17 protein-coding genes and 1 riboswitch are annotated in these 23252 nt (G+C 72.6%); of the genes, 8 read left to right on the top strand and 9 right to left on the bottom strand.

Going from position 1 to position 23252, the window contains the following annotated elements; genetic code table 11:
* Window positions 1-53: 53 nt before the first annotated feature.
* The gene (locus tag ACWCYY_RS09080) at window positions 54-863 is read right to left on the bottom strand and encodes an enhanced serine sensitivity protein SseB (RefSeq protein ID WP_449795561.1); all 810 of its coding nucleotides are present in this window, start codon (window positions 861-863) and stop codon (window positions 54-56) included.
* A gap of 161 nt (window positions 864-1024) precedes the next feature.
* A riboswitch (glycine riboswitch) is annotated at window positions 1025-1128 on the top strand.
* Between the two features lie 151 nt (window positions 1129-1279).
* Here ACWCYY_RS09080 and gcvT point away from each other — a divergent pair.
* The 5 genes from gcvT to ACWCYY_RS09105 all read left to right on the top strand — a co-directional run bounded on the left by gcvT (window position 1280) and on the right by ACWCYY_RS09105 (window position 6655).
* Window positions 1280-2389, top strand: coding sequence for a glycine cleavage system aminomethyltransferase GcvT (gcvT, locus tag ACWCYY_RS09085; protein WP_449795562.1), 1110 nt, complete (start codon window positions 1280-1282; stop codon window positions 2387-2389).
* Window positions 2390-2470: 81 nt separating this feature from the next.
* Window positions 2471-2848 (top strand): glycine cleavage system protein GcvH, encoded by a 378-nt coding sequence (gene gcvH, locus ACWCYY_RS09090; protein ID WP_345290191.1) that lies wholly within the window; start codon window positions 2471-2473, stop codon window positions 2846-2848.
* Between the two features lie 86 nt (window positions 2849-2934).
* Window positions 2935-4200: a serine hydroxymethyltransferase gene (gene glyA, locus ACWCYY_RS09095; protein ID WP_345290190.1), complete on the top strand. Its 1266-nt coding sequence runs from the start codon at window positions 2935-2937 to the stop codon at window positions 4198-4200.
* A 125-nt stretch (window positions 4201-4325) separates the two neighbouring features.
* On the top strand, window positions 4326-5693 hold the full coding sequence (locus ACWCYY_RS09100) for an L-serine ammonia-lyase (RefSeq protein WP_345290188.1): 1368 nt from the start codon (window positions 4326-4328) through the stop codon (window positions 5691-5693).
* Window positions 5694-5791: 98 nt separating this feature from the next.
* Window positions 5792-6655, top strand: a complete 864-nt coding sequence (locus ACWCYY_RS09105; protein WP_449795563.1) for an AraC family transcriptional regulator — start codon at window positions 5792-5794, stop codon at window positions 6653-6655.
* 25 nt (window positions 6656-6680) lie between these two features.
* On the opposite strand, the gene ACWCYY_RS09110 is transcribed toward ACWCYY_RS09105, so the two are convergent.
* The 4 genes from ACWCYY_RS09110 to ACWCYY_RS09125 form a co-directional block, all read right to left on the bottom strand.
* Window positions 6681-7184 carry a DinB family protein gene (locus tag ACWCYY_RS09110; RefSeq protein WP_449795564.1) on the bottom strand — a complete coding sequence of 168 codons (504 nt, stop codon included), beginning with the start codon at window positions 7182-7184 and terminating at the stop codon, window positions 6681-6683.
* Between the two features lie 259 nt (window positions 7185-7443).
* Window positions 7444-7914 carry an ATP-binding protein gene (locus tag ACWCYY_RS09115; protein ID WP_380150119.1) on the bottom strand — a complete coding sequence of 157 codons (471 nt, stop codon included), beginning with the start codon at window positions 7912-7914 and terminating at the stop codon, window positions 7444-7446.
* A 260-nt stretch (window positions 7915-8174) separates the two neighbouring features.
* A complete protein-coding gene (locus ACWCYY_RS09120) occupies window positions 8175-9458 on the bottom strand; it encodes a L,D-transpeptidase (RefSeq protein ID WP_345290183.1) in 1284 nt (427 codons plus the stop codon).
* A gap of 144 nt (window positions 9459-9602) precedes the next feature.
* Complete coding sequence (locus ACWCYY_RS09125) at window positions 9603-10796, bottom strand: L,D-transpeptidase (RefSeq protein WP_449795565.1); 1194 nt, start codon at window positions 10794-10796, stop codon at window positions 9603-9605.
* Window positions 10797-11017: 221 nt separating this feature from the next.
* On the opposite strand from ACWCYY_RS09125, the gene glgX reads away from it, so the two are divergent.
* Window positions 11018-13213 (top strand): glycogen debranching protein GlgX, encoded by a 2196-nt coding sequence (glgX, locus tag ACWCYY_RS09130; RefSeq protein WP_345290180.1) that lies wholly within the window; start codon window positions 11018-11020, stop codon window positions 13211-13213.
* Here glgX and ACWCYY_RS09135 read toward each other — a convergent pair whose 3' ends face one another.
* On the bottom strand, window positions 13214-14380 hold the full coding sequence (locus ACWCYY_RS09135; RefSeq protein WP_449795566.1) for a family 2 encapsulin nanocompartment cargo protein terpene cyclase: 1167 nt from the start codon (window positions 14378-14380) through the stop codon (window positions 13214-13216).
* A gap of 219 nt (window positions 14381-14599) precedes the next feature.
* On the opposite strand from ACWCYY_RS09135, the gene ACWCYY_RS09140 reads away from it, so the two are divergent.
* Both ACWCYY_RS09140 and ACWCYY_RS09145 read left to right on the top strand, forming a co-directional pair.
* Window positions 14600-16441, top strand: coding sequence for an ABC transporter ATP-binding protein (locus tag ACWCYY_RS09140; protein WP_449795567.1), 1842 nt, complete (start codon window positions 14600-14602; stop codon window positions 16439-16441).
* Window positions 16438-18270 carry an ABC transporter ATP-binding protein gene (locus ACWCYY_RS09145; RefSeq protein ID WP_449795568.1) on the top strand — a complete coding sequence of 611 codons (1833 nt, stop codon included), beginning with the start codon at window positions 16438-16440 and terminating at the stop codon, window positions 18268-18270. Before ACWCYY_RS09140 ends, ACWCYY_RS09145 begins: the two co-directional genes overlap by 4 nt.
* Before the next feature lie 206 nt (window positions 18271-18476).
* On the opposite strand, the gene ACWCYY_RS09150 is transcribed toward ACWCYY_RS09145, so the two are convergent.
* The 3 genes from ACWCYY_RS09150 to glgP form a co-directional block, all read right to left on the bottom strand.
* The gene (locus ACWCYY_RS09150; RefSeq protein ID WP_449795569.1) at window positions 18477-19568 is read right to left on the bottom strand and encodes an AAA family ATPase; all 1092 of its coding nucleotides are present in this window, start codon (window positions 19566-19568) and stop codon (window positions 18477-18479) included.
* Window positions 19565-20143, bottom strand: a complete 579-nt coding sequence (pnuC, locus tag ACWCYY_RS09155) for a nicotinamide riboside transporter PnuC (protein ID WP_345290175.1) — start codon at window positions 20141-20143, stop codon at window positions 19565-19567. The genes ACWCYY_RS09150 and pnuC overlap by 4 nt, the downstream gene beginning before the upstream one ends.
* Window positions 20144-20210: 67 nt before the next feature.
* On the bottom strand, window positions 20211-22880 hold the full coding sequence (gene glgP / locus ACWCYY_RS09160; RefSeq protein WP_345290174.1) for an alpha-glucan family phosphorylase: 2670 nt from the start codon (window positions 22878-22880) through the stop codon (window positions 20211-20213).
* Window positions 22881-23252 lie beyond the last annotated feature (372 nt).

The following is a 23252-nucleotide window of genomic DNA, read 5'->3' on the forward strand; positions in this document are numbered from 1 at the left end:
GCGCGTAACGGTTCGGTGGTCAGTTCGGGTCCTCCACCGGTCCTCCAGCGGTCTCAGACCGGGACGGCGCCGGACCTGACGTAGAACGGACGGACCCGGGTGAGCATCCACTCCACCACCGGATCGGCGACCAGGTCGAGCAGCACCAGGTGGACGCCCCACGGCGGCGGCATGGTTCCGAGCGCCCGGCCCAGCGCCTCGTTGACCTGCGCCGGATCGGCCGGCCAGGCCGGATCCAGCTGCACCCCGACGAACAGCACCGGGGCGTCCAGCTCGACCCCGGCCAGTGCCCGCCGGGCCGTCAGGACCCCTGGCAGCTCGGCCAGTTCGGTGATGGCCGCACCGAGGAAGGCGTACGGCTCCTCGGCCGGCTCGGGCTCGCGCAGCGCCACCCGGGCGCCGCCCTCCGGCTGCTGCTCCCAGCGCTCCGCGAGCGGCCCGCGGCGCAGCTCGCCGACCCCCTCCGGCGGCACCGGGATGCCCACCGGCGCCTCCGGGTTGACCGCGATCCCGACCCCGATCGGCAGCCCGCGGGCGAACTCCCAGGCCGGGGCCACCGCGAACGGCACGCCCGGCGCGATCTGGAGGAAGAGCTCCTGAGAGGAGAACACCGGCACGTACGGGGATCCGGCCAGCTCGATCGTCGGCAGGTCCAGCCCCTCCCCCTGCGGGTCGGCCCCGGCCGGCAACGGGATCCAGACCTGACTGCGCGCCAGCACCTCGATCACCCGCGGCGTGGCCCCCGGGTCGCCCAGCGCCGCGGTCAGCACCTGCTCCAGCTCGTTGACCGGCCAACTCCCCCCGGCCGGCGCACTGCCGGGCTCCGCCCACCCCTGCACTCCGGTCTCGCCCGGCTGGTTCATCGGTCGCGCCCCTCTGTAGCTGTGCGGCCTCAGCCTAGGGCTTCGCGGCCGGGCAGGTGACGGGGTCGGGGGCAGACCTGACCCAGCGGGCGGACCCCTCTCCCGTCCCGGTCCGGTCTCGTGCCATGATGACCCCGCTCGACAACTTCACACTGGCCGCTCGAACCCGCGCGGGAGAGTCCGGAGTGCGCCCCGTGCGCAGGGCCGGCGCCGAAGGAGCAAGTCCTCCCCGGAATCTCTCAGGCACCCCTACCGCACGGGCGAGGCAGATCTGGAAAGTGGACACGGCCGCGCCGTGCGCCCACCCACGGTGCAAGCCGCCATCCTTGGATGGGCGGTGAAGCTCTCAGGTTGTGACGACAGACGGGGAGACTCCACCCCCGCATGCCCGTTTCCGGCCAAGGAGTCCCGTCGCCATGTCCCCTCGCCTGACCGCGCTCGACGCACTGCACCGCTCGCTCGGTGCCACCATGACCGACTTCGCCGGCTGGGACATGCCGCTGCGGTACGGCAGCGAGCGCGAGGAGCACCTCGCGGTCCGCACCAAGGCCGGCCTGTTCGACCTCTCGCACATGGGCGAGATCACCGTGACCGGCCCGCAGGCCGGCGAGCTGCTCGACTTCGCCCTGGTCGGCCACATCTCCGCGCTCGGCGTGCTGCGCGCCCGCTACACCATGATCTGCCGCGAGGACGGCGGCATCCTGGACGACCTGATCGTCTACCGCACCGGCGACGCCGAGTACATGGTGGTGGCCAACGCCTCCAACGCCCAGGTGGTGCTGGACGCGCTGACCGAGCGCGCGGCCGGCTTCGACGCCGAGGTCCGCGACGACCGGGACGCCTACGCCCTGCTCGCGGTCCAGGGCCCGGAGGCCAACGGCATCCTCGGCTCCGTCACCGACGCCGACCTGCCGGGCCTCAAGTACTACGCCCTGCTGCCCGCCACCGTGGCCGGCAAGGACGTCTGGCTGGCCCGCACCGGCTACACCGGCGAGGACGGCTTCGAGGTCTTCTGCGCCCCCGCCGACGCCGAGCACCTGTGGAACGCGCTGACCGAGGCCGGCGCCGACGCCGGCCTGGTCCCCTGCGGCCTCTCCTGCCGCGACACGCTGCGCCTGGAGGCCGGCATGCCGCTGTACGGCCACGAGCTCTCCACCGAGCTGACCCCCTTCGACGCCGGCCTCGGCCGCGTGGTCAAGTTCGAGAAGGACGGCGACTTCGTCGGCCGCAAGGCCCTGGAGGCCGCCGCCGCGCAGGCCGAGTCCAACCCGCCGCGCAAGCTGGTCGGCCTGGTCTCCGACGGCAAGCGGGTCCCGCGGGCCGAGTACGCCGTCGTCAGCCCGGACGGCACCCCGATCGGGCGGATCACCTCCGGCGCCCCCTCCCCCACCCTGGGCAAGCCGATCGCCATCGCCTACGTGGACGCGGCGCACGCCGCCCCCGGCAGCGCGGTCGCGGTCGACGTGCGCGGCAAGCACGAGCCGGTCGAGGTCGTGGCGCTGCCGTTCTACAAGCGCGCCCGCTGACCCCTCGTCACCTTTCGAAACCCCCGGTCCGCTCAGCGGACGGCTTCGCCCTACCCTCTTGCGATCCTGGAGAATGACGTCATGAGCAACCCCACGAACCTGCAGTACACCGAGGAGCACGAGTGGCTGACCACCGCCGAGAGCGGTGCGGTCGCGACGGTCGGCATCACCAAGCACGCCGCCGACGCCCTGGGTGACATCGTCTACGTCCAGCTGCCCGAGGTCGGCGACGAGATCACCGCCGGTGAGTCCTGTGGCGAGCTCGAGTCCACCAAGTCGGTCAGCGACCTGTTCTCGCCCGTCACCGGCACGGTGACCGAGATCAACCAGGCCGTCATCGACGACCCGGCCTCGGTCAACAGCGACCCGTTCGGCGACGCCTGGCTGTTCAAGGTCGAGATCGCCGAGACCGGCAAGCTGCTGACCGCTGCGGAGTACGACGCCTTCATCGGCGCCTGACCCACTGGTAGACGGGTGGCGGCCGCAGCGCGGCGGCCGCCACCCTCCCGGTCCACTGCCCGCACTGCCTTACGGGAAGACCCAACATGACTGTCCTGAACCAGTCCCTGCACGCGCTCGACCCCGAGATCGCCGCCGCGGTCGACGCCGAGCTGCACCGCCAGCAGACCACCCTCGAGATGATCGCCTCCGAGAACTTCGCGCCCGCCGCGGTGATGGAGGCCCAGGGCTCGGTCCTGACCAACAAGTACGCCGAGGGCTACCCCGGCCGCCGCTACTACGGCGGCTGCGAGCACGTCGACGTGGCCGAGCAGATCGCGATCGACCGGGTCAAGGCGCTGTTCGGGGCGGAGTACGCCAACGTCCAGCCGCACTCGGGCGCCTCCGCCAACCAGGCCGCGCTCTTCGCCATCGCCCAGCCCGGCGACACCATCCTGGGCCTGGACCTGGCGCACGGCGGTCACCTGACCCACGGCATGCGGCTCAACTTCTCCGGCAAGCAGTTCAACGTGGTCGCGTACCACGTGGACGAGGCCGGCCTGGTCGACATGGCCGAGGTCGAGCGCCTCGCCAAGGAACACCGCCCCAAGGTCATCATCGCGGGCTGGTCCGCCTACCCGCGCCAGCTGGACTTCGCCGAGTTCCGCCGGATCGCCGACGAGGTCGAGGCCTACCTGTGGGTCGACATGGCCCACTTCGCCGGCCTGGTCGCCGCCGGTCTGCACCCGAACCCGGTCGAGTACGCGGACGTGGTCACCTCCACCACCCACAAGACCCTGGGCGGCCCCCGCGGCGGCATCATCCTGGCCAAGCAGGAGTTCGCCAAGAAGCTCAACTCCTCGGTCTTCCCCGGCTTCCAGGGCGGCCCGCTGGAGCACGTGATCGCGGCCAAGGCGGTCTCCTTCAAGGTCGCCGCCTCGGACGACTTCAAGGACCGTCAGCAGCGCACCCTGGAGGGCGCGAAGGCGCTCGCCGCCCGCCTGCTGCAGGACGACGCCAAGGCGGCCGGGGTCTCCGTGCTCTCCGGCGGCACCGACGTCCACCTGGTCCTGGTCGACCTGCGCAACAGCGAGCTCGACGGCCAGCAGGCCGAGGACCGCCTGCACGAGGTCGGCATCACGGTGAACCGCAACGCCGTCCCGAACGACCCGCGCCCGCCGATGGTCACCTCCGGCCTGCGGATCGGCACCCCGGCCCTGGCCACCCGCGGCTTCCAGGCCGAGGACTTCCGTGAGGTCGCGGACGTCATCGCCGAGACCCTGCTGCCCTCCTTCGACGAGGCCAAGGCCGAGTCGCTGAAGGCCCGGGTCACCGCGCTGGCCGCGAAGTACCCGCTCTACCCGGAGCTGTAGTCCCCCGGTGGCCTGACGGTCACCCGTCTTTTCCGGGGCACCGCGCACACTGGAAACGTGGCGCGCGGTGCCCCGTGCCATGCCTGCCCGTTCCACCCACGAGACCAGACAAGGACGTCACCTCCGTGGCCATCAGCGTCTTCGACCTCTTCTCCATCGGTATCGGCCCCTCCAGCTCGCACACCGTAGGACCGATGCGCGCGGCCCGGATGTTCGCCCGCCGCCTCAAGTCCGAGAGCCTGCTCGCGCAGACCGTCTCCGTCCGGGCCGAGCTGTTCGGCTCGCTCGGCGCCACCGGCCACGGCCACGGCACCCCCAAGGCCGTCCTGCTCGGCCTGGAGGGCAACTCCCCGCGCACCGTCGACGTGGACCAGGCCGACCTGGACGTGGACCGGATCAAGGCCGAGAAGCGCCTGCACCTGCTCGGCGTCCAGGACATCGCCTTCGACCCGGACACCCAGCTGGTGCTGCACCGCCGCAAGAGCCTCCCGTACCACGCCAACGGCATGACGCTCTGGGCCTTCGACGCCGAGGGCGCCACCCTGCTGGAGAAGACCTACTACTCCGTCGGCGGCGGCTTCGTGGTGGACGAGGACGCGATCGGCGTCGACCGGGTCGTGCCCGACGACACCGCGCTGCGCTACCCCTTCCGCACCGGCGAGGAGCTGCTCCGGCTCACCCGGGAGACCGGCCTGTCGATCTCCGGCCTGATGCTGGAGAACGAGAAGGCCTGGCGCTCCGAGGCCGAGATCCGGGCCGGGCTGCTGGAGATCTGGCGGGTCATGCAGGAGTGCGTCTCGGCCGGCATGAACCGCGAGGGCATCCTGCCCGGCGGCCTGAAGGTCCGCCGCCGGGCCGCCTCCGGCGCCCGCGCGCTGCGCGCCGAGGGCATCGGCCCGGCCAACGCGATGGAGTGGGTGACCCTCTACGCGATGGCGGTCAACGAGGAGAACGCCTCCGGCCAGCGGGTGGTCACCGCCCCGACCAACGGCGCCGCCGGGATCATCCCGGCCGTGCTGCACTACTTCATCAACTTCATCCCGGGCGCCGACGACGACGGCATCGTCCGCTTCCTGCTGGCCGCCGGCGCGATCGGCATGCTCTTCAAGGAGAACGCCTCCATCTCCGGCGCCGAGGTCGGCTGCCAGGGCGAGGTCGGCTCGGCCTGCTCGATGGCGGCCGGCGGCCTGGCCGAGGTGCTCGGCGGCTCCCCTGAGCAGGTCGAGAACGCGGCCGAGATCGGCATCGAGCACAACCTCGGCCTCACCTGCGACCCGGTCGGCGGCCTGGTCCAGATCCCCTGCATCGAGCGCAACGGCATGGCCTCCGTGAAGGCCGTCACCGCCGCCCGGATGGCGCTGCGCGGCGACGGCCGCCACCACGTCTCCCTCGACAAGGCGATCAAGACCATGAAGGAGACCGGGGCCGACATGAAGATCAAGTACAAGGAAACCAGCCGCGGCGGCCTCGCCGTGAACGTCATCGAGTGCTGACCTGGGTCCTTCGGTGACCTGACCGGAACGGGCACGGACTGTCGGGTCCGGGCCCGTTCCGCTTTTCTACGGTGGGAGCACAAGGGAAGGAGACCCTGGTGCTGGAAGGCCTGAACCAGGCACTGGACCACCTCGAGGAGCAGCTCGAACTGCCGCTCGACGTGGCGGAGTTGGCGCGGATCGCGACCACCTCGGAGTACCACTTCCGGCGGCTGTTCTCGGCGCTGGCGGGCATGCCGCTCTCGGAGTACGTGCGGCGCCGGCGGCTGACGCTGGCCGGGGCCGAGGTGCTGGCCGGGGAGCGGACGCTGCTGGAGGTCGCGGTCCGGTACGGGTACGGCTCGGGCGAGGCGTTCGCGCGCGCGTTCCGGGCCGTGCACGGGGTCGGGCCCGGTGAGGCCCGGCGCCGCGGGGGCGAGCTGACGGCCCAGCCCCGGCTCTCCTTCCGACTCGTCGTCGAAGGGAACAGCAGCATGCGGTACCGGATCGCGCACAAGCCGGAGTTCACCCTGGTGGGACGGATGGCCCGGGTCCCCCTGGTGCACCGCGGGGAGAACCCGCACATCGCCGCGTTCCTGCGCGGCCTCGGACGGGCCGAGCTGGAGCGGATCGCCGGGCTGGCGGCTCCCGGGGCGGAGCCCGCCGGGATGCTCTCGGTCTGCGACGGCCTCGACCCGAGCCGGGCCGAGGGCACCGAACTCGACTACTACCAGGCGGTGGTGGCGCCGGATCCGGTGCCCGAGGGCTTGGACGCCCTGGTGGTCCCGGCCGGGGAGTGGGGGGTCTTCGAGACCTCCGGCCCGTTCCCGCAGGCCCTCCAGGAGCTCTGGCGGGACGTCTTCACCCAGTGGTTCCCGTCCGGCCCGTACCGCAGCCGCCCGGGCCCCGAGCTGCTCGCGCTCGGGTCCTTCCCGGACGGCTCCGACACCACGGCCCAGCTCTGGATCCCGGTGGAGCGCTGAGGCCCTGACGGACGGTCGGCCCGAGTCAGTCGCCGGTGGTGCCGTCGGCCATCTCGCGCAGCAGGTCCAGGTGGCCGTTGTGCCGGGAGATCTCCTCGACCAGGTGGAAGAGGATCCAGCGGAGGTTGATCCGGGTGCCGCCGCGGACGGTGCCCACGGCCCAGGTGTCGAGGTCGAGCTCGCCCACCAGCGAGCGGTACCGCTCGATCTCCTCCTGGTACTCGGCGACCAGGGTGGCGATCGGCACCTCGGCGCCGATCCGCATCTCCCGGTCCGGGTCGTCCTGGGTCCAGGGCCCGCGGTCCTCGCCGCCGAGCAGCACCACGTCGAACCACCAGTGCTCCACCCACCGCAGGTGGCTGATCAGCCCGCCGAGGGTCATCAGCGGCGACCCTGGCAACGGCGCCTTCCCGGCGTCCGCCGGGTCCAGCGCGTCGACCTTGGCCAGTGCGGTGGCCCGGGCGTAGTCGAGGAAGGTGAGCAGCGTGGTGCGCTCATCGAGGGTCTGGGGCATGTCGGTACGAGTCATCGCGCCGCATCATGGCGGAGGCCGGGCGCGATGTCGACTGAATAATCAAAGGAAGGCGGGCGAATCTATGCGATTAGCGAAGGTGAAGTAGCTTACAAACCTTTCGTTCGATTTTGCCCACATCCTGAGACCGTGCGATAGTCAGTGCATCGACACCCGCGCGGCACGCACCCCCCTGGCCGGCGCGGTGACATCTGCAGGGGCCCCCGCGCCGCACCACGGCCATCCGGGGGCCCCGCACTGTTTTCCGGATCCGCCGTCAGCCCTGGGCGCGGTCGCGGATCTTGAGTTCGAACCAGACGCCCTTGCCGCGCGGCAGCAGGTCGGCACCCCAGCGCTCGGCGAGGGTGTTGACCAGGAGCATGCCGTGGCCGGTCTCGCTGCCGGGCTCGGCGAGGACCAGGCAGGGGAGGGCCCGGGAGGAGTCGCGGACCTCGACGCGGAGCCAGCCGGGGCGGCGGGTGAGGCGCAGGCCGATGGTGCGGCCGCCGGTGTGGCGGACGGCGTTGGCCATCAGCTCGCCGGTCAGCAGCTCGCCGACCTCCAGTAACTGGTGGAGCCGCCAGCCCTGCAGGACGGTGAGGACCACCCGCCGGGCGGTACCGACGAGTTCGGGGCGGGAGGGGAGGAAGACCTCCTCCTCGGCGGCGACTTGGGCGCAGAGGCGGCCGAAGTGCACGCGCTCGACCTCCTGCGGGCTGAGTCGTTCCAGAGTCTCCAGGGCGAGCACCCCACCTTCCGCGATGTCCGACGGGCCGTCAGCAGTCGCTCCGGCTGCCGGAAGTGATGCCCACTCTGCTTCGCCCCATCCCGCCATGCGCCAATCATTGCGGACTGCGAGCGCCCGCGTACTGACAATGAGTAAACGATCACTATTCGGCTGGCATATGACAGACGCAACGCTCCCCCGACTCGCACAGCAGAACGGCCCAGACCCCCAAAAAGGGGCCCGGGCCGAACAGTTGAGCCATTCTCCGGTGCGCAGGAGGCCTACCAGGCGCTCCACGCCATGGTCCAGCCGCTGAGCCCGTTCTCACCGGAGACCGTCTTGCCCTTGGCGTTCTGGATCTTCACCACGTCACCGACGATCGAGTCGGCGAAGAACTTGCCGGCCGTGGAGCCGTCGCTGCCGCCCTTGGTGTCCTGGAGGCCGATGCAGCCGTGGCTGGCGTTGTACTTGCCGAAGGCGCTGCCCCAGTAGTTGCCGTGCACGTAGGTGCCGGTGTTGGTCAGCCGCATGGCGTGCGGGACGTCGGAGATGTCGTACTCCGAGCCCTTGATGTTGGAGACGGTGGCCGAGTTCATCCGGGTCACCTTCTCCTTGCTGGAGATGACCATCGTGCCGTTCCAGGACGGGTTCTGGTCGTCCCCGGCGGTGATCGGGATGGTCTTGGAGACCTTGCCGTCCCGCTGCACCGTCATCTGGTGGGTGGCCGCGTCCACCACGCTGATCTGCTCCCGGCCGATGGTGAACGGCTCGTCCCGGTCCACGTCGCCGAAGACCCCGGGCGAGACCTCGACGTTCTTCAGCCGGTACTTGATGGTCACCTTGGTGCCCGGCTTCCAGTACTTCTCCGGCCGGAAGTCCAGCCGCTGGGTGCCGAACCAGTGGCCCTTGACCACGGCGCCGTTGCTGCTCTCGAAGGTGATGCCCTTGAGCACCGCCTCCTTGTTCTTCACCGGCTTGGAGAAGTTGACCGAGACGATCATCCCGACGCCGTAGGTGCCGCCGTCCGAGATGTTGTCGTTGCTGGAGACCAGCTTGGCCGGGGTGAGCGTGGTGAAGCTGGAGGTGGTCGCGGAGACCAGTCCGTCGGTGTCCTTGGCCTGGGCGCTCACCTGGTAGGTCATGCCGACCTTGAGCGGGCCGTCCGGCTTCCAGCTCTTGCCGTCGGCGGCGGTCTTGCCGGGCACCGCCTTGCCGTTCTTGTCCGTCACCTCGACGGTGGTCAGGGTGCCCTGGGCGACCGCGACGTTCAGCGCCTCGTTCGGGTTGACGTCCTGGGAGCCGTCCTTGGGGGTGACGGTGAGCACCGCGGCCGAGTTCTTCGGCGTGCTCTCGGCGGGGCCGGAGGCCGCGCCCGAGGGCTGGCCGGAGCCGCCGTCCGCGGCCTGGCCGCCGGTGGCCGAGGAGCCGCCCGAGCTCCCCGAGCCGGACGAGCCCCCCGAGCCGCCGCAGGCGGCCGTCAGCAGCAGCGCACCTCCGACCAGGACGGCCACGGCGGCCCGTCGGCCTCTGACTATCGCGGCGTCGGCCGCTCGCACCGGCTTCACTCTGCGCTCCCCATCCGGATGTCCACGCCTTCTATACGCGTCGGCCGGTGGTTCGGTTGCACCCGGCCCGGGCGCGGTGTGCGAAGGATATCCGGGGAGTTCCGGTGAACTCCGGGCGGGAGGGTGGTGAAGGGTCGGTGCCGGTCAACGCAGGCCGAGCGCGCTGCCCGCCCGCCACTGGTCCCAGCTGAGGTTCCACCCGTTCAGGCCGTTGTCGGCGGGCACCCGGTCCCCCTGCCGGCCGCGCACCTCGATCACGTCGCCGATGCCGGACTGCTCGAAGAACCAGCCGGCCGGGGAGGAGTCCGAGCCGCCCTTGACGTCGGCCAGGCCGATGCAGCCGTGGCTGGTGTTGGCACTGCCGAAGACGTCCCGGGAGGCCCAGTAGTTGCCGTGCACGAAGGTGCCGGAGGCGGTCAGCCGCATCGCGTGCGGCACGTCCTTGATGTCGTACTCGTCGCCCAGGCCGACGGTCTGCGAGTTCATCCGGGTGACGGAGAACTTCTCCGAGATCACCATGGTGCCCAGGTAGGTGGAGAACTCCGGACTGCCGCCCGAGACCTTCAGGGTGCGCAGCACCCGCCCGTCCTGACGGACCGTCATGGTGTGCGCGTCCAGGTCGACGGTGGAGACCACCGAGCGCCCGACGGTGAAGTGCACGTCCTTGGACTGGGTGCCGTAGTCCCCCGGGGCGCCCTGCACGTCCTTCAGCCGCAGCGACAGCGTCACCTTGGTGCCGGCCGCCCAGTACTTCTCCGGGCGCAGGTCGAGCCGCCGGCCGCCGAACCAGTGCGCGGCCACCGGCACCGGCGGGTCCGCGGTGACCGAGACCGCCCTCTCCACCGCGGCCCGGTCGGTGATCGGACGGGTGAAGCGGAGCGAGACGGGCATCCCGACCCCGACGGTGGAGCCGTCCTCGGGGGTGAAGAAGGCGGCGAAGGTGTGGTCGGGGGCCAGCGTGGCGAAGGCCACGTGCTGGGCCGCCTTCAGCCCGGCCTGGTCCTCGGCCACCGTGTCCAGGGTGTAGGCGGTGGCCAGCGCGAGCCGCCCGTCCGGCACCCAGGAGCCGTCCGGGCCGACCTTCCCCGGGACCTCGGTGCCCTTCTGGTCGGCCAGGCGGACGGAGACCAGCCTGCCCTGGGCCGCCGTCACCTTGACCGGCCCCTCGGCCGGCACCTCCTGCGCCCCGTCGGCCGGGGTGCTGGTGATCACCGCCCGGGAGACCGCCGGGCTCGCCGACGCGGCGGCGTCGGTGCTCGGAGCGACCTGCCGCTCGCTGGTGCAGGCGGTCAGCAGGCAGAGCCCGACCGCCACCACGACCGCCACCCGGGAGCGCATGCCGTTCCTCCGTACCTACCCCAGCCGTCAACAACCGCCCGGCATAACGACCCTGATCCCGTGCGGACACGTGGGAGCCGATTCCCGCAGGAGACGTCGGAACGGGTCGGCACGCGACAGAATCGTTCAACGACACGATCCGTCACGTGACAGCGACAGCCGATCAGGGAACAAGAGCTAGGCGGGGCCCGGGACGTCCCGCGCTGGGAGAGGTGCGGCCGATGACGGCTTGGCAGCGGCGGGAACGGGCGGAACACGGCGCGATCGACCCGGCGGTGCCCTGGCCCGGCAGCTGGCAGCCGCTCGGCGCGCGCTTCCGCACCGACCAGGACGGCAGCCGGGGCACCAACTTCGCGCTCTGGGCACCGGACGCCGAGGGGGTCGAGCTCTGCCTCTTCGCCGAGGACGGGACCGAGACCAGGCACCCGCTCACCGAGCGGACCTTCCAGACCTGGCACGGCTACCTGCCCGGGGTGCTGCCCGGCACCCGCTACGGCTACCGGGTGCACGGCCGCTGGGACCCGTGGACCGGAGCCCGGTGGAATCCGGCCAAACTCCTCCTCGACCCGTACGCCCGTGCGGTGGACGGGAGTTACACCGCCCACGACGCGGTCTGCGCCGCCGTGCGGGGCTGGCCCGAGCAGGACGTGGCGGACACCGTCCGGGACAACCGGGACTCCGCGCCGTACGTGCCCAAGGCGGTGGTGGTCCACGACGACGACGACTGGTACGACGACCAGCGCCCGAAGACCCCGTGGGCCGAGACCGTCCTGTACGAGCTGCACGTGCGCGGCTTCACCATGAAGCACCCGGGCGTGCCGCGCGAACTCCGCGGCACCTACGCCGGGTTGGCCCACCCGGCGGCCATCGGCCACCTGGTCGACCTGGGCGTCACCGCGGTCGAGCTGCTGCCGGTGCACCAGTACGCCGACGAGGACCACCTCCAGCAGCGCGGGCTGACCAACTACTGGGGCTACAACACCCTCGGCTTCTTCGCCCCGCACGCCGGCTACGCCGCCACCGGCAGCCGCGGCCAGCAGGTCGGCGAGTTCAAGCGGATGGTCCGGGCGCTGCACGCGGCCGGCATCGAGGTGATCCTCGACGTGGTCTACAACCACACCGCCGAGAGCGGGGTGATGGGCCCCTCGCTCTCGCTGCGCGGCATCGACAACGCCGGGTACTACCGGCTGGACCGCAGCCGCCGCGGCTACGCCGACTACACCGGCTGCGGCAACACCCTGGACACCCGCCAGCCGCACACCGTCCGGCTGATCACCGACTCGCTGCGCTACTGGGTCACCGAGATGGGCGTGGACGGCTTCCGCTTCGACCTGGCCGCCGCCCTGGCCCGCGGCTCGGACGGGGTGGAGATGCACCACCCCTTCCTCGGCGCCGTCTCCCAGGACCCGCTGCTCAGCCGGGTGAAGCTGATCGCCGAGCCCTGGGACGTCGGCCCGGGCGGCTACCAGGTCGGCGGCTTCCCGCCGCTGTGGGCCGAGTGGAACGACAAGTACCGGGACGCCGTCCGGGACTTCTGGCGCGGCGCCCGGCTGGACGTCCGCGAGCTGGGCTACCGGCTCTCCGGCTCCTCCGACCTCTACCAGCGCGGCGGCCGCCGCCCGTACGCCTCGGTCAACTTCGTCACCGCGCACGACGGCTTCACCCTGCGCGACCTAGTCTCCTACGACCACAAGCACAACGAGGCCAACGGCGAGCAGAACCGGGACGGCACCGACGACAACCGCTCCTGGAACTGCGGCGTGGAGGGCGAGACCACCGACCCGGCCGTCCGCTCCCTGCGGCTGCGCCAGCTCCGCAACATGATGAGCACCCTGCTGCTCTCCACCGGCGTGCCGATGATCACCGCCGGGGACGAGCTGGGCCGCACCCAGGGCGGCAACAACAACGCCTACTGCCAGGACAACGGGACCAGCTGGCTGGACTGGTCGCTGCTCGCCAGCCCCGAGTGGCGCGAACTCACCGCGCTCACCGGCCGGTTGATCCGGCTGCGGCGCAGACACCCGGTGCTGCGCCAGCGCGCCTTCTTCTCCGGCCGGGCGGCCGCCCCGGGCGGGCAGCGGGACCTGGTCTGGTTCAACGCGCGCGGCAAGGAGATGACCGAGGGCGACTGGTACGCCCCCGACGGGGTGCTCGGGATGCTGCTCTCCGGCTCCGCGATGTCCGAACGGGACGAGCACGGCTGTGAGTTGACCGACGACAGCTTCCTGCTGCTGCTCAACGGCGGCTCGGTCGACGTCCCCTTCACCCTGCCCGGCGACCCCTGGCCCTGCCGCTACGAGACGGTGGTGGACACCGCCCGCCCCGGGGACGGGGACCCGGGGCGGGGCGGGGCCGTCACGCTGGCCGCGCGCTCGCTCGTCCTGCTGCGCGCACCCGCCGACGGCCGCCGGGAGTGATCAGCCCTCGTGGTACTTCGGGCTGGTGCGGTGCCACTCGTGGTTGCCGCCCAGCCAGGCGTACACACCGGCCAGGTAGCGGGCCAGGGCGGGCGAGCCGGTCGGGACGAGCAGGGCCGCCTCGGCCTCGAAGGTCCGCACCAGCTCGTCGTGCACCTCGATGCTGCGCCGCACCGCCTCCTCCGTCGAGCACCCCTCCTCGGCGGCGACCAGGGTGGGCAGGTTGAAGTCGAGCGTGCCGGAGCGGCTCTCCTTCGCCATCGAGTAGAGGTCGTTGACCAGCACACTGGCCAGCGAGGCGGTGGTGACCGCCCGGCGGACCCGGGGGTCGGCGTACTCGGCGGCCGGCAGCTCGTAGCCGCCGACCGGGTCGACCAGCGCGATGCAGGGCAGGAAGCTGTTCGGCTGACGGTTCACCAGGTACTGCCAGACCGGCGGCAGTTCAGCAGCCATCCGCCAGGCCGCCTCGGCCCCGAAGGCGACGAAGATGGCCGCCAGCTCGTGCTTGAGCCGGGCCACCTGCTGCGGGGAGGCGTACCGGGCCAGGTGCTCCAGCGCGCTGCGCAGCGCGACCAGCACCGGGTCCTCGCGCAGGCCGCGCTCCAGCCGGGGCGCGTACCGCAGCGGCAGGTGCGCCGGGTCGACGGCCGCGTTGGCCAGCAGCAGCCGGGCCCCGGCCAGCTCGGGGACGGCTCCGTCGGCCTCCTCGTCGCAGTAGTAGTCGTCCACCGCCCACTCGGCGAGCGCGCACTTGGCGGCCGCCAGCAGCCGGTCCGGGTCCTCGGTGTCGGGGTGGGTGAGCATCAGCAGCCGCCCGAAGTGCGCGGCCCGCAGCTTCTCCAGCCGGTCGGCGTAGATGCCGCAGTCGCCGGCCCAGGCGACCAGCCGCTCGTTCACCTCCTCGCCGAGCGCCGGGTCGTCCCGGACCGGCGGCGGGCAGTGCAGCGACAGCCCGGGCCGGTCCGCGGCCCCGGGGGCGGGCAGCGGCCGGAACGCGCGGGCGGCCGAGGTCCCGAGCCCGGTCGGGCCGTTCAGCCGCGGCCGGGGCACCCCGCCGGGGCCGGGCGGGACGGGACTCGGGGCCGGACGGGCCAGGACCCCGGCGGCGACCGCCACCAGTTCGCCGACCGGGGCCCCGGCGAGCACCCGGGCCAGGGGGGACACCATCGCGGCACTCCTTCTTTCGCGCACCGGAGCGGCACGCTCCGAGGTGATCGAACCGCACCGGCCGGGGGCGCCCACAAGAGGCGGCCGTCGCGCGGCCTCCGCGCGGAGCGGCCCGCCCGCACCGTCCCGCCACGCCCCCTCCCACCGGTGGCCGGTTCTCGCCGACAGGGCCGTAAAACCGGATGAGAAATGTCAGCGGATCGGCTTACCCTCTCGGCCGTGGCCGAGAAACAGCAGCTCAGTACCGTCGACACACCGTCACCTCCCGCCGCGCAGGCCCCGCCGAGACGGTCCACGGTGCGCTCGCTGCTGCGCCTGTGGCCGTACGCGAGGACCGCCCGCTGGCGGATCGCGGGCTCGGTCACCGCCGCCCTGCTCGCCTCCGGCAGCGTGCTGCTGGTACCGCTGGTGCTCCAGCGGATCGTGGACGGGCCGATCGCCCACCGCGACATGTCCGCGCTCTGGCCGCTGGCCGGGCTGCTCCTGTTGCTGGGCTTCGCCGAGGCGGGGCTGTTCGGCGTCCGCCGGGTGATCGTGGCCCGTCCGCTGGCGGAGGTGGAGAGCGCCATGCGCGGCGACCTCTACGCCAAGCTCCAGCGGCTGCCGGTCTCCTTCCACGACCGCTGGCCGTCGGGTCAGCTGCTCTCCCGGGCCACCTCCGACATGTTCACCATGCGGCTGTTCCTCGCCTTCCCGCTGGTCTTCCTGATCGTCAACTCGCTGGTCTTCCTGACCGGTTCGGCGATGCTCTTCGTCCTGGACTGGCGGCTCGGGCTGATCATGCTGCTGCCGGTCGCCCCGCTGGTGCTGCTGACCAGCCACTTCGAGGGCCGGTACGCCGCCGCCGCGCGGCGGGCCCAGGACCAGACCGGCGACCTGGCCACCGTGATCGAGGAGTCGGTGCTCGGCATCCGCATCCTCAAGGCCTTCGGCCGCCACCGGACCATGGCCGAGCGCTTCAAGCGGCAGACCGAGGAGCTGCGCACCACCGAGATCCGCAAGGCCGACATGCTGGCCAACCTCTGGGCGGTCATCGTCGGCCTGCCCGAGGTCGCGCTCGGCATCGCGCTAGCCGTCGGCGCCGTCCTGGTCGCCGACGACCAGCTGACCGTCGGCACCCTGGTCGCCTTCCTCTCCATCGCGCTGGCCCTGCGCTGGCCGGTCGAGTCGCTCGGCTGGCTGCTGGCCTACGCCAACGAGGCCGCCACCGCCACCGACCGCTACTTCGAGGTGATGGACGAACCCGAGGACGACCTCTCCGCCGCGGCCCCCGCTCCGCCGGCCGCCGAGGACCGGGGCATCCGCTTCTCCGGCGTCCGGTTCCGCTACCCCGACGCGCCCGCCGACTCCCCCGACCTGCTGGACGGGATCGACCTGCACGTACGGCCCGGCGAGACGATGGCCCTGGTCGGCTCCACCGGCTCCGGCAAGACCACCCTCACGGCCCTGCTCCCCCGGCTCTACGAGACCACCGGCGGCACCGTCACCCTGGACGGCCGGGACATCCGCTCGATCCCGCTGCCCGAGCTGCGCGAGCTGGTCAGCGTCGCCTTCGAGGAGCCCACCCTGTTCTCCGCCTCGGTCCGGGAGAACGTCCTGATGGGCCGTCCGGACGCCACCGAGCAGGAGCTGGCCACGGCGCTCGCCACCGCCCAGGCCGGCTTCGTCGACCGGCTGCCCGACGGCACCGCCACCGAGGTCGGCGAGCAGGGCCTGAGCCTCTCCGGCGGCCAGCGCCAGCGCCTGGCACTGGCCCGCGCCGTGGTCGGCGGCCCCGAGTTCCTGGTGCTCGACGACCCGCTCTCCGCACTCGACGTGCACACCGAGGCCCTGGTCGAACGCGCCCTGCGCCAGGTGCTGGCCGACACCACCGCCCTGGTGGTCGCGCACCGCCCCAGCACCGTGCTGCTCGCCGACCGGGTCGCCGTGCTGGCCGACGGCCGGATCGCCGACGTCGGCACCCACCAGGAGCTGCTGCACCGCTCCCCCGCCTACCGCGAGCTGATGACCGGTCAGGCCTCCGCCGACTCCGATGCTCAGGAACGGAGCCTCGCCCGATGACCACCACCGTGCAGAGCCCGCCCGTCGAGGCCGAGGAGGAGCTGCCGCCGCCCTCCGACGACCAGGACATCCCCGTCCCGGCCGGCGCCCCCCGCAAACTGCTCGGCGAACTGCTCGGCCCGCACCGCCGCCGGATCGCCTTCGCCATGCTGGTGATCCTGCTCCAGCAGGCCGCCCTGCAGTCCGGCCCGCTGCTGGTCGCCGTCGCCATCGACCGCGGCGTCCCCGCCATGCGCGAGCACGACGCCGGCCCGCTGATCGCGGTGATCGCCGCCTACCTCGGCTGCGCCGCGCTCTCCACCGTGCTGCAGCGCGCCTTCATCCGGCTCAGCGGCCGGATCAACAACGACATCCTGCTCACCCTGCGCGGCCGGATCTTCCGCCACGCCCAGCGCCTCGGCCTGGACTTCCACGAGCGCTACACCTCGGGCCGGATCATCTCCCGCGCCACCAGCGACGTGGACGCCCTGCGCGAGCTGCTGGCCGAGGGCCTCCAGGAACTGCTCACCGTCGGCCTCTCGGTGGTGTACATCTCCGCCGTCCTGGTGGTGATGGACTGGCGGCTCGGCCTGGCCGCGCTGCTCTCCTTCCTGCCGATGTACCTCACCGTCCGCTCCTTCCGCCGCCGCTCGCTCAAGGTCTACCGGCGCTCCCGGACGGCGGTCGCCTCGGTGATCGTCCGCTTCACCGAGACCATGAACGGCATCCGCCCGGTGCAGGCCTTCCGCCGCGAGGCCGCCAACCAGCGGGCCTTCGACCTGGTGAACCGTCAGTCCGCCCACGCCACCGCCGACGGCCTGCTGGAGATGGCCCGCTACGTCACCATCTCCCGCGCCACCGCCAACACCTGGATCACCGGCGTCGTCCTGCTCGGCGCCGTGCTGGCCGCCGACGGCGGCCTGGAGCTCGGCGTGCTCACCGCCTTCGTGCTCTACCTGCGCCGCCTGTACGACCCGCTGGACCAGCTGGCGATGTTCCTGAACAGCTATCAGTCCGCCGCCGCCGCACTGGAGAAGATCGCCGGCCTGCTGGCCCACGAGCCCAGCGTGGCCGAGCCCGCCGCCCCGCAGGCGCTGCCCGCCGCCGACGGCAAGGGCCGAGAGGCCGCCTTCCGGGGCGTCCGCTTCGCCTACCCCTCCGGCGCGGAGGTCCTCCCCCGCTTCGACCTGGTCCTCCCCGCCGGGCAGACCACCGCCGTGGTCGGCGCCACCGGCGCGGGCAAGTCCACGCTGGCCAAGCTGCTGGCCCGCTTCTACGACCCCAGCGAGGGCTCCGTCCGCCTCGACGGCGTCGACCTGCGCGACCTGCCCACCGAGGAGCTGCGCCGGGGCGTGGTGATGGTCACCCAGGAGTCCTTCCTCTTCTCCGGCACCGTCGCGGAGAACATCGCCATCGGCCGGCCCGGCGCCACCCGCGCCGAGGTCGAACAGGCCGCCCGGGAGATCGGGGCCCACGAGTTCATCGCCGCCCTGCCCGACGGATACGACACCGACGTCCGCAAGCGCGGCGGCCGCATCTCGGCCGGCCAGCGCCAACTGGTCGCCTTCGCCCGGGCGCTGCTCGCCGATCCGGCGGTGCTGATCCTCGACGAGGCCACCTCCTCGCTGGACGTGCCGGGGGAACAGGCCGTCCAGCAGGCCATGCGGACCGTCCTGGCCGGACGGACGGCAGTGATCATCGCCCACCGCCTCTCCACCGTCGAGATCGCCGACCGCGTCCTGGTCCTCGACCAGGGCCGCATCGTCGAGGACGGCACCCCCGCCACCCTCATCTCCGGCCAGGGCCGCTTCGCCGACCTCCACCAGGCCTGGCGCGACAGCCTGGTCTAGGCGGAAGCGCCCCGCAGGTACTCGGGTGGTTGCGCCCCGCACGGGCTCGGGTGGTTGCGCCCCGCAGGGGCGCGAGGAACTGCGCGCAGGGGAACGGCAGCACCTGCAACTGGCTGACGGTGGGTCAGTTGCCGGTGCGCCGCCTTCCGATTCGCGCAGTTCCTCGCGCCCCTGGGGTCGCTGCCCTGCCGAAGCCCGGCCGATGCTCAGCCCAAGGGGTCGGCGAGGTTCCAGCCGGTCGCCAGGATCTCGTCGACCGCAGCCAGGGCCGCCGCGAGGCGTTCCGTGCGGGTGCCCGTCAGTTCGCGCCAGGGCACCGCCCCCGCGCCCAGCACCTCACGGAAGCGCCCGGTCATCCACCCCCGCAGGTGCTCCCCGTCCCGCAGGCCGTCGTCGTCGAAGGGCACGCCCTCGTCCGAGGTGAGCAGGTACAGCGCCCGCGGCGGCAGCCCCCCGGCGAGGGCCCGCACCGGGTCCGTCACCGCCCCCACGTACCGCTCCTGCCAGACCGTCGTCGCCAGGGCGTCCGTGTCGCACACCAGCACCGGCCCCCCGTCCCGGGCCGCCCGGCCCTCCGCCTCGGTCTGACGCCGGCAGACGAGTTCGAAGTCGGCGTCCGTCCACTCCAGGTCGAAGACCGTCGGCACCGGCCCGCCGGCCGCGGCCACCGCCCGCGCCACCGCGAGCTTCGCCACCGTCAGCTCCCGCCCGTACTCGGCGACCCAGCCGGTCCGGGCGTGCGGACCGCCGCGGGCCCGCAGTGCCGCGGCCAGGTCGCGGGAGAGCGTGGTGGTGCCGGTGGACTCGGCGCCGAGCACCACCACCCGCCGGGCCAGCCATCCCCGGACGGGCGGCTCCAGCTCTCCCCAGTGCGCCACCGGATCGGCCCGGACGGCGGTCCCCGAGACCGCGAAGGTCTCCCGTCCCACGTCCAGGACCACCGGCGCCGCCCCGAACCGCCGCGCCAGCTCCACCCCGTAGGGCTCCGAGCTGAACACCGCCTCGACCGGCCCGTCCCCCGCCGTCAGCGCCGAGCGCATCAGCGCGACGTGTCCGGCCCAGATCTCCTCGTCCTCGTAGTCCACCGGCAGGTTGTCGACCACCCCCGCCACCGTCGCCCCGGGATGGGCCGACCGCAGCCAGGCCACCCGCTCGGCGAGCGGGATCGTCTCGACGTCCGCCGCCATCACCACCACCGTGAGCCGCTCGCAGGCGTCCGCGGCGGCCCGGACCAGGAAGTGGTGGCCGGCGTGCGGCGGGTAGAACTTGCCGATCACCAGGCCGTGACGGAACGTCATGCCGCCACCCCCACCGCGGGCTCCGGGGCGGCCGCGCGCCGCCAGCCGCGCAGCCCCGCCACGCACAGGCCGAGGAACAGCAGGTACACCACCGAGGTCAGGTAGAGCCCCTTCGCGGCGTACAGCGGGACGTACACCAGGTCGGCGGCGATCCAGAACCACCAGGTCTGCACCTTCTTGGTGTTCAGCAGCCACTGGGCCACCAGCGAGAGCGCGGTGGTCAGCGCGTCCCAGAACGGCGCGCTGCCGTGCGCCCACCCCAGCAGGGCGGCCAGCCCCGCGGTCACCGGGACCAGCAGCAGCCCCAGCAGCACCGTCTCCCGCGCCGAGGCGTACCGCACCTCGCGCCCGAGCCGCCGCTCCCCGCCGCGCACCCACTGCCACCAGCCGTGGGCGGCCAGGACCAGGAAGACCACCTGGAGCCCGGCGTCGGCGTACAGGCCGGCGCCCCAGAACAGCAGCAGGAAGAAGACGTTGTTGGCCATCCCGACCGGGAAGTTCCACACCTTCGCCCTGACGGTGAGCCAGACGCACACGGCGCCGGTGACGAATCCGAGTACCTCGGTCCAGGACATGACGACGACCCCTCCTGCTTAATGTCAGAGTGACGATAAGCGGGAAGGGTCAGCCGCGCAAGGGATTTCAGCGCAGGACGCCGGTCTCCATCCCCGCCGTCTCCGCCGGGAGGGCGACCAGGCCGAGTTCGGCCGGGGAGGCGAGCAGGCGGTGGGAGGGGAGGACCCGGACCGTGTAGCCGAACGGGCCGGTGCGGGAGAGTTCGAGGGTGCCCTCGTAGCGGTGGCGGCCGTCGAGGTCGGGACCCCCGGTGGGCTTGAGGGCGAGGGTGACGGCGTCGGAGATGCCGTCGGTCTCGTCCACCCGGCCGGAGACGACCTGGACCTCGACGTCGGCGGCGTCCAGGGTGCCGAGCGCGACCTGCACCCGGACGGTCAGGGCGGACCCCAACTCCTGCGCCTCGGCCGAACCCTCGGCCTCCACGTGCTCGACCCGGACCGACGGCCAGGCCTCCCGGACGGCGGCCTTCCAGTCGGCCAGCTCCCGGGCGCCCAGGTGCCCGCCGGCGGCCAGCTCGCGCTGGGCCTCGGCGGCCGGGGCGTACAGCCGCTCGACGTACTCCCGGACCATCCGGCCGGCCAGCACCTTGGGCCCGAGGGTGACCAGGGTGTGCCGGACCATCGCGATCCAGCGGTGCGGCAGCCCGTCCGCGCCGCGGTCGTAGAACCGGGCCGCGACCTGGTGCTCGATCAGGTCGTAGAGGGCGGCCGACTCCAGGTCGTCCCGCCGCTCGGCCTCCGGGCTCTCCGGGTCGAGGGTGGCCGAGGCGCCGTCGGCGGTGGGGATCGCCCAGCCGTTCTCGCCGTCGTACCACTCGTCCCACCAACCGTCCAGGATGGAGAGGTTGAGGCAGCCGTTGAGGGCGGCCTTCATCCCGGAGGTGCCGCAGGCCTCCAGCGGGCGGAGCGGGTTGTTCAGCCAGACGTCGCAGCCCGGGTAGAGGTGCCGGGCCATCGCCATGTCGTAGTCCGGCAGGAAGACGATCCGGTGCCGCACCTGCGGGTCGTCGGCGAAGTCCACCAGCTGCTGGATCAGCCGCTTGCCGCCCTCGTCGGCCGGGTGGGCCTTGCCCGCCACCACGATCTGCACCGGCGTGGTCGGGTGCAGCAGCAGGGAGCGCAGCCGCTCCTGGTCCCGCAGCATCAGGGTGAGCCGCTTGTAGGAGGGCACCCGGCGGGCGAAGCCGATGGTGAGCACGGACGGGTCGAGCACGGAGTCGACCCAGCCCAACTCGGCGTCGCCGGCTCCGCGCTGGCGCCAGGAGGCGCGCAGCCGGAGCCGGGCCTCCTCGACCAGCTGGGTGCGCAGGGTGCGGCGCAGCTCCCAGACCTCGGTGTTGCCGATCCGCTCCAGGCCGGTCCAGCGGCGGGCCTCGCCGGTGGCCATCGCCTCCTCGATCCGCTCCTGGCCGAGCTCCCCGGCGCCGAGCCGGACCACCGCGGGGTCGATCCAGGTGGGGGCGTGGACGCCGTTGGTGACCGAGGTGATCGGCACCTCGGTGGCGTCGAATCCCGGCCAGAGTCCGTTGAACATGCCCCGGCTGACCTCGCCGTGCAGGGTCGAGACGCCGTTGGCCCGCTGGGCCAGCCGCAGGCCCATGGCGGCCATGTTGAAGAGCTTGGGGTCGCCGCCGAGCCAGCTCTCCACCCCGAGCGCGAGCACCTGCTCGACGGGGACGCCGGGGAGTGCGGCGTCGCCGCTGAAGTGACGGGCCACCAGCTCCCGGTCGAAGCGGTCGATCCCGGCCGGGACGGGCGTGTGGGTGGTGAAGAGGGTCCCGGCGCGGACCGCCTCCAGGGCCGCGGAGAAGCCCAACTGTTCGGGCCCGTTGATCAGTTCGCGGATCCGCTCGACGCCGAGGAAGCCCGCGTGGCCCTCGTTGGTGTGGAACACCTCGGGCGCCGGGTGGCCGGTGAGCCGGCAGTACGTCCGGACCGCCCGGACGCCGCCGATGCCCAGCAGCATCTCCTGCAGCAGCCGGTGCTCGCTGCCGCCGCCGTAGAGGCGGTCGGTGACCTCGCGCTCGGCGGCGTTGTTGCACTCGATGTCGGAGTCGAGCAGCAGCAGCGGCACCCGGCCGACCTGGGCCTTCCAGATCTGCGCGGTGAGGCTGCGGCCGGCGGGGAGCGCGAGCTCGACCCGGCAGGGGGTGCCGTCGGGCCCGCGGAGCAGGCTGACGGCCAGCTCGTCCGGGTCGAGCAGGGGGTAGCGCTCCTGCTGCCACCCCTCGCGGGAGAGCGACTGACGGAAGTAGCCGTGCCGGTAGAACAGGCCGACGCCGACCACCGGGACCCCCAGGTCGCTGGCGGCCTTGAGGTGGTCCCCGGCCAGGATGCCGAGGCCGCCGGAGTACTGCGGGAGCGCGGCGGCGATGCCGTACTCCGGCGAGAAGTACGCGATCGCGGCGGGCAGCGCGCCGGCGCCGTCGCCGGCCGCCGGGGCGGACTGGTACCAGCGCGGTCCGGTCAGGTAGTCGCGGAGCTCGTCGGCGAGGTCGTTCAGCCGGCGTAGGAAGCGGCGGTCGGCGGCCAGTGCCGCCAACCGGTCCGCCGGCACCTCGCCGAGCAGCCGCACGGGGTCCTCACCGACCGCGGCCCAGACCTCCGGATCGACGGAGCGGAAGAGCTCCCTCGTCTCCGGGTGCCAGGACCAGCGGAGGTTGAGCGCGAGCTCGTGCAGCGGCTGGAGTTGTTCGGGCAGGACGGTGCGCACGGTGAATCTGCGGATTGCCTTCACGGCGTGCAGCCTAGACCCGGCGGGCGAGCTGAAGGTCCGTCAACTGACGTATTCGGCACCCGGACGGCCCATTGATGAGATCGCAACGGGCGCATTCGGCGGCATGGGGGCGCGCGGGGGCGCATTCAATTCCGCGCCCGCCCCGGGGGCACGTGAACTCTCCGCAACGCGCGCGTTTCCGCTGGCCGATTCACCCCTGCATACCGTCCGAAATCACCCGCTTACCCATCCGTAGGTCTTGCCGAGGGTGCCAGGATGGACAAAAGTCGGAGCTGCGGCGGGGAGTGCGATCCGGGTGGCGCCTCCTCTGCCTGCTTCACGTCCGGAAACCCTCCTTGCCGACGATCTTTCAATTTCCTTAGCCCATTCGGT

The sequence above is a fragment of the Kitasatospora sp. NPDC001664 genome (assembly GCF_053596675.1).